This window comes from Terriglobia bacterium (assembly GCA_020073205.1).
In the GTDB taxonomy this organism is placed as follows: domain Bacteria; phylum Acidobacteriota; class Polarisedimenticolia; order Polarisedimenticolales; family JAIQFR01; genus JAIQFR01.
The window spans coordinates 21,862-27,911 of the sequence record JAIQFR010000054.1; the positions used below are offsets into that span (position 1 = coordinate 21,862).

At 66.4% G+C, this 6,050-nt stretch carries 6 protein-coding genes and 1 other RNA gene; 1 reads left to right on the plus strand and 6 read right to left on the minus strand.

Features of this window, described 5'->3' with window-relative positions; genetic code table 11:
* The first annotated feature begins 34 nt into the window (after positions 1 to 34).
* Entirely contained in the window at positions 35 to 1,177 is a 1,143-nt protein-coding gene (locus LAO51_12305; GenBank protein ID MBZ5639520.1) for an ATP-binding protein, read from the plus strand.
* 33 nt (positions 1,178 to 1,210) lie between these two features.
* Here LAO51_12305 and LAO51_12310 read toward each other — a convergent pair whose 3' ends face one another.
* The 6 genes from LAO51_12310 to LAO51_12335 all read right to left on the minus strand — a co-directional run.
* A complete protein-coding gene (locus LAO51_12310; protein ID MBZ5639521.1) occupies positions 1,211 to 1,801 on the minus strand; it encodes an SEC-C domain-containing protein in 591 nt (196 codons plus the stop codon).
* Positions 1,802 to 1,827: 26 nt separating this feature from the next.
* Positions 1,828 to 2,817, minus strand: coding sequence for a hypothetical protein (locus LAO51_12315; GenBank protein ID MBZ5639522.1), 990 nt, complete (start codon positions 2,815 to 2,817; stop codon positions 1,828 to 1,830).
* On the minus strand, positions 2,817 to 4,019 hold the full coding sequence (locus LAO51_12320; GenBank protein MBZ5639523.1) for a hypothetical protein: 1,203 nt from the start codon (positions 4,017 to 4,019) through the stop codon (positions 2,817 to 2,819). Before LAO51_12320 ends, LAO51_12315 begins: the two co-directional genes overlap by 1 nt.
* Before the next feature lie 245 nt (positions 4,020 to 4,264).
* Positions 4,265 to 4,613: a transfer-messenger RNA gene (ssrA, locus tag LAO51_12325) on the minus strand.
* Between the two features lie 71 nt (positions 4,614 to 4,684).
* Complete coding sequence (locus LAO51_12330; GenBank protein ID MBZ5639524.1) at positions 4,685 to 5,485, minus strand: ABC transporter permease subunit; 801 nt, start codon at positions 5,483 to 5,485, stop codon at positions 4,685 to 4,687.
* The coding region (locus LAO51_12335; protein ID MBZ5639525.1) for an AAA family ATPase at positions 5,482 to 6,050 on the minus strand (569 nt) is incomplete at its 5' end. The genes LAO51_12335 and LAO51_12330, both read right to left, overlap by 4 nt.

Genomic DNA, 6,050 nt, shown 5'->3' on the forward strand with positions numbered 1-6,050 from the left:
TTCTCTATAATGCAGGACCATGATTCCTCGCCACGTGGAGGGACTGCTCCGGCGCCGGCTCGGGGAGTTCCCCGCCGTCGTTCTGGTGGGGCCGAGGCAGAGTGGGAAAACGACGCTGGCACGGGCTCTCGGCGGGCTCTACTTCGATCTCGAGCAAGAGCCTGAGCGCCTGCGCCTCGACCTCGAGTGGGAACGCCTCGAACAGAGTCGCGATGTGGTCATTCTCGACGAGGCGCAATCGTGGCCCGACGTCTTTCCTCGGCTGCGCGGCGTGATCGATCGCGATCGCAAGCGCATGGGACGCTTCCTGCTGCTGGGATCCGTTTCGCCTTCCCTGATGATCCGAGTCTCGGAGTCGCTCGCCGGCCGCCTTTCCGTGGTCGAGCTGACGCCGTTCCTGGCGAGCGAGCTCACGGGTCGGGCCCGCGAGTCCCTGTGGTTGTGCGGGGGCTATCCGGACGGCGGCGTTCTGGAGCGAAAACGCTATCCTCAGTGGCAACGAGACTACCTGGCGTTGCTCACCCAGCGCGACCTCCCGAGCTGGGGCCTGCCCGCCCGCCCGCAGACGACGGATCGCTTGCTGCGCATGCTCACTGCAGTGCACGGCCAGACGTGGAACGCCTCGCAGATCGGTCAAAGTCTCGGCCTGTCCTATCACACGGTGAACAGCTATCTCGACTATCTGGTTGGCGCATTCCTCCTCCGACGTCTGCCCCCCTATCGCCCCAACATCCGAAAGCGTCTGGTCAAGAGTCCCAAGGTCTACTGGCGCGATACCGGCTTGCTCCATGCCCAACTGAACGTGCCCGACCAGCGAACGCTTCTGGCCCAGCCGTGGGTCGGCGCGAGCTGGGAGGGTTTCGTCATCGAGCAGGCGATCGGTGTGCTGAACACTTCCGGACGCTCGTTCGGCGCCTTCTACTTCAGGACCAGCGACCAGTACGAACTGGACTTGATACTGGACCTGGGCAGCGAGCGGTGGGCCATCGAGGTCAAGCTGACGGCATCCCCTGGCCCCAGCGACATGGAGCGACTCGACAGGGCCGCCGACATGATCGGCGCGTCCCGACGGTACCTGGTTTCCAAGACTAGAAAGACGGCGGGCGACGAAGTGCGCGCCTCGTGCGACGTAGACACGATGATCGACCGTTTGCGGCACGCGCGCGAGAGCGAGTGATGGCGCAGAAGGTGGCCCGGCCGCGGGTACTTTTCAGGCCCCGCAACATTTCTTGAACTTCTTTCCGCTTCCGCACGGGCACGGTTCGTTGCGCCCTCGCCGGTCTGCCCGCACTGGACCTACGACTTGCCCCGGCTGGTGGAGCCGATCCTTCGAGGCGCGGTACAGCCTGCGCAGGAGGGAATGGCGCCCCTCGATCTCTGCGAGAAGGCCCGGCCGGGTGGCCAGGTGAGCTTGGCGTAGGCGCTCGGACCCTCCGGTGAGCGGCCGCCCCGTCCGCTGTTCGGTCCAGCGCTGTTCTCGGTAGTCCAAGATGAGGGGACGACGTCTGGGCGGTGTCCTCCCCCGCTCTCGTCCTTCGCCGATGAAATCGAGCACGACCTCCGTGCATTCGCACTGCTCCCGCACGCAGTACTGGTCATCGACGATGAAGAACCCGTTGGGTTCCTCCGCTTCGAAGATCTCCGCGAACGGAAACACCTCTTGAAAGGCCACGGTGGCGCTCGTTGATTCGATCTCATCGAAGGGGAACGGGTAAGGCTCGCGGTTCGGATCGAGATCCCGCGGCGCGGCCTTGCGGACCTGGAACAGCATCTCGAGCAGATTCCACTGCGCGCCGGACATTTCCGCCGCGATCCGACGACCCAGCGTCACGACGCGCGCGTCCGACCCGTCCGTGGCTTCATCGTCATGGCACCGGTCGAAGGGATGGTCGCGGCTCGAGTCGGGGAACCGCCTTCGAGGAGCGTCGCGTCCTCGCCGAGCCACTTACGAAACTCGTCCTGCCAGCCGCCGCGCAGGCTCGCGGGGCAGACGATCGTCACGTGCGTCGCCGGATGCGTCGCGCGGCGGAACCCTGCGGAGAGCGCGCCCTTCCTTCCTCGTAGGTACCCACGCACGCTTTCGACGTGCTTGTCCGTGACCTCTGCGAACATCGCCTCGGCCGCGCGCTCGACGACGCGCGTCGCCTTCTTGTTGAGCACTCGCTTCACGTTGCCGGTCCACTCTCGGTGGACCTCGCTCAAGGACCGACCAAAGGTCTCGATCGTGTCGTGAATGTACAGCACGTCCTTCGCGCGCTCATCAGGCTTCCTCTTGGAATGGATCAGGATCTTCTGAGCAAGATAACTGGCAGGATTCGGGATGCGCACGTCCGCTGCGGAGGAGAACGGAAACCCGTTGGATGGGCCCAGAGACACCGACCATGGCGCCGTCAGAAGCAAATCGAGGTGCCGCAGTTTTTGCGCGCTGATGCCCCCGATGCGAATCGTCACGTCGGGGCTTCCGTCCCGCTTGTGATCACTGCCGACCAACGGAGTCAAGAACTCCGCGTAGAAGCCGCCGGTTTCGCCGCCGAGCTGATAGCGGGTCACGGGCGGGCGATGCCCTCGGGAGAACTCTTCTTCGAAGCCCGCTTCAAGGAGCCGTTCGCAGATGTCGTCTCCTGAGGGTATCGCGCCGACAGGCACCGCGATATCGGCATCGCGGGTCATCAGCGGTGGATACTCGAGCGGCTGGGCGAGCGGATGAACTCGGTGCAGCCGGTGCGCCCATCCACCCACAACGGCGACGTGGGAGAGCCATGGGCGGAGAGCCTCGACGAAACGAACGAAGGGGTCAACATCGCTCACGTACGCCATCATCGCTTCCCGGCAACAAGTTGGTGCAGCACCTTCCGTTCGATCTCGAGCGCTTGTGCCCTTCCGCGGGCCGGATGATCCGTTACGTCGAGCCACACTTGGAGAATGTCCGAGGCGAGCACGTCACCGCGCCGTACCGCGCCGCGAAAGACCGATTGCGGCGCCGACGGAATCCGTACGTAGACGTCCGGGGGCTGACCGGGCTCGACCCGCATGAGTCCGAGCCGGCGCACGAGTTCCGGCCGCAGTTCCCCCACGTAGATGTGTGGCCTCACGCCATGCACGACGCCGACACCCAGGACCTCCGCGGCGGCAAAGAGTGCGAGGCATATCCGCAGCGACGGCCGTGATCGAGGGTCCCATGGCGCTGTTGCCGCGCCGCGTCGCCCTGACTCGAGCAGACGAAACACTCGTCCAAGCCCGCCTGGATCGCCGCGAAGGACCCACCGCATGGGCCACTCGCGCGCGGGGCGCAGATATGCCGCGCGCCAGCGATCCATCAATTCCTCGACTCTCACTAATCGAATCCGTTCATCCGACGTCTCGAGAAACCCCTCCACCTGTAGCTGGCGAGAAAGTCGGAACGCGCTCATGACGGAAACGCCAGCAGCGCGTGCCAACTGTGAGGCGCTGCGGTATTCGCCGCGTGGAGCTGAAAGGAGCTCCTCGGGAACCTGAGGAGCGAGGAGAACCTTCAGCATCCATTGGTTGAGATCCGAGAACAGATGGTGCTGAGGTTCGCTCTTCGACGGGAGATTTCGAGGTCTGGGCTGCCGTGATGCATTCAGTCCCTCAAGGCCAACACCGACGAACGCTCGGAACCCCTCGAGGTCCATGACACCGACGGCAACACCGGGCGCGTATTCAATCGCGAAGTTCCGTACTTCGTCAGCGAGAGCCTCGGGGACTCGGGCCGAGGCGACGACGGCAAGTGGGGCGACCGCTGAACTCCCGCGCACAAGGGCTTGGGCTTGGAGGACTGCTTTCGCCAGTATTGGAATCAGTCGGTCACGACGACCTTCGGGTGCGCTCTTCAGTTCGACCGCGTACGCCAGCTTCCCGTGGCGGACGAGCAGATCTGCGCGCCGCCCACCCAATCGGGTCTCCCGGACGACCTTCCAGCCGTTCTGGCGGAAGGCGTCAGCGAGGAGGCGAGCGAAGTTGGAACCTTCCCCCTTGCGCGGAGGAGAATCGACTCGCATGGTCGGGCTCTTCTCTCGGGACCATGGTTCCTAACATGGCCTTGTTAATTAACGTGGCCATGTTAGGCGGTGTCCTGTCCCCTGTCAACCGCGGCGACGCCTTGTTCGTTCCTGTCTCGGCCCACCGTCCGCATCCGCGGCGGCGCGAACGCAGCGCTCGCGCGTGGAGACATTTTGGAGACAGTCGAGGCCTCGGCAGGAATTCGCTTCTATCCCCATGCAGAATATGGACTTATGGCAACAGCTGGTGGAGGCGGCGGGAATCGAACCCGCGTCCGAAAAGGTTCGTACGAGAGCTTCTACACGCTTAGCCGACTCGTTTTTTTTCTCGCCGGCCAACCGCTGAGCGGCAAATGGAAGGCCGGCCAGCCCGTGCATCTCGCCCGGCGGCTACGGGTGTCACCTCCGGACCATCCCGAATTATCGTCGCCTCGCCGGGCTGCCTCGGGAGGGCCGCCCGGGAGACGTCACGGCTTAAGCCGCGAAAGCCAGCGAGTTGTCGTTGGCTGCGTTTAATTCCACCGGTTTAACGAGGAGGTGGCCCTCGGCGTGCTACTCGCGCCTCTGCCTTTCCGTCGAAACCAGTTCGCCCCCGTGCGAAAGACTGGCTCGAGAAGTGTACCGCGAAGGCGCCGCGCGTCAAGCAGCGACGCACGGCCCCGCCATCAGAGGTCCTGCCGCCTGAAGCGCAGGTGCGCCGCCGCCGCGAGCACGACGAACGCGGCCAGGAGGACCACGGGATTCACGAGCGGGGTGTCGGGGACCACCGCGGCGGCGATCGGCTTGTAGTAGTGGAACGGGCTCACCCAGCGGATCCGGTCGAGGAGGTCCCAGAAGTCCGCGAGGTACTCGACGACGTAGAACGCCAGCGTGAGCGCCACCGCGCGGCCGATCGCAGGGCCCCGCCGCCGGGCCCCGGCGGCGAAGAGGAGCGAGTACCCGCCCACCGCGAGGAGGAGGAACCCGAGCCCGAAAGCCGCGGGGACGTAGCGCGCCAGGGGAAGGCGGTCCTCGACGTCGACGATGCCGAGGCCGAGGGCCGCGCCGCCGAGGAGCGCCAGCGGGAGGAGCACCGCTCCCAGCACGAGGAGCAGGACCACGGCGAGGAGGTAGCGCCCCCGCGGCACCGGCCGCGCCAGCACGAGGTCGAGGAACCCCGTCTCGCGCTCCGCGGCGGGAACGGTCGCCACCACGACGACGAACGCCGTCGCCGCGACGATCGCCACCGGGTGCACGAACCCGAACGCCACCGCCCCCGGGAACGACACGAGGCCGAACTGCGAGAAGACGGCCTCCTGAGCGCCCTCCGGCAGGATGGACTCGAGGAACTCCCGGAGCCCCGCCCCCTCGTCGATCTTCGCCGCGACCCAGAGGATCAGCACCTCGAACACCCCGAGGCCGAGCATCATGGCCACCAGGAGCCGCGCGTGGTGCCGGAGGTTCCGGAGGAAGAGCGCGAGGATCATCGCGCCCCCTCCGGCGTGGCCCGGTAGAGATCGACGAAGGCCTCCTTGAGGCTCGGCTCGGGGAACGCGAGGTCGAGGACCGGATGCCGCGCCAACACTCCGAGGAGCGGATCGAGCCCCGCCGCGACCTTGAGCACCACCCGCGAGCCGTCCATCTCCACGACCTCGACGTCGGGGAGGGCGAACTCCTCCGCGGGCACGGGGTGCGCGAACCGCACCACCATGCGGCGCACCGACGCGCGCCGGACCTCCTCGGTGCGCGCGACCGAGACGAGACGCCCCGCGCGCAGGATCCCCACCCGGGTGCAGGTGCGCTCCACCTCGGTGAGCACGTGCGAGGAGTGGAACACGGTCTTCCCGTCGCGCCCCGCCTGCCGCAGGAGGTCGAACACGACCTCGCGCACCAGGGGGTCGAGCCCGGTGGTGGGCTCGTCGAGGATCAGGACTTCCGCGTCGTGCTGCAGCGCGGCGACGAGGCCGAGCTTCTGCCGCATCCCCCGCGAGTACTCGCGCACGCGGCGGGCCAGGTCCCGGCGATCGAGCCCGAGGCGCTCCGCCAGATCCT

Excerpts from the sequence above, each read along its gene's own strand:
- LAO51_12310 (MBZ5639521.1), bottom strand. The coding sequence starts at position 1,801 with ATGTCCGGCGCGCAGTGGAATCTGCTCGAGATGCTGTTCCAGGTCCGC.
- LAO51_12315 (MBZ5639522.1), bottom strand. The coding sequence starts at position 2,817 with ATGGCGTACGTGAGCGATGTTGACCCCTTCGTTCGTTTCGTCGAGGCT.
- LAO51_12320 (MBZ5639523.1), bottom strand. The coding sequence starts at position 4,019 with ATGCGAGTCGATTCTCCTCCGCGCAAGGGGGAAGGTTCCAACTTCGCT.
- LAO51_12330 (MBZ5639524.1), bottom strand. The coding sequence starts at position 5,485 with ATGATCCTCGCGCTCTTCCTCCGGAACCTCCGGCACCACGCGCGGCTC.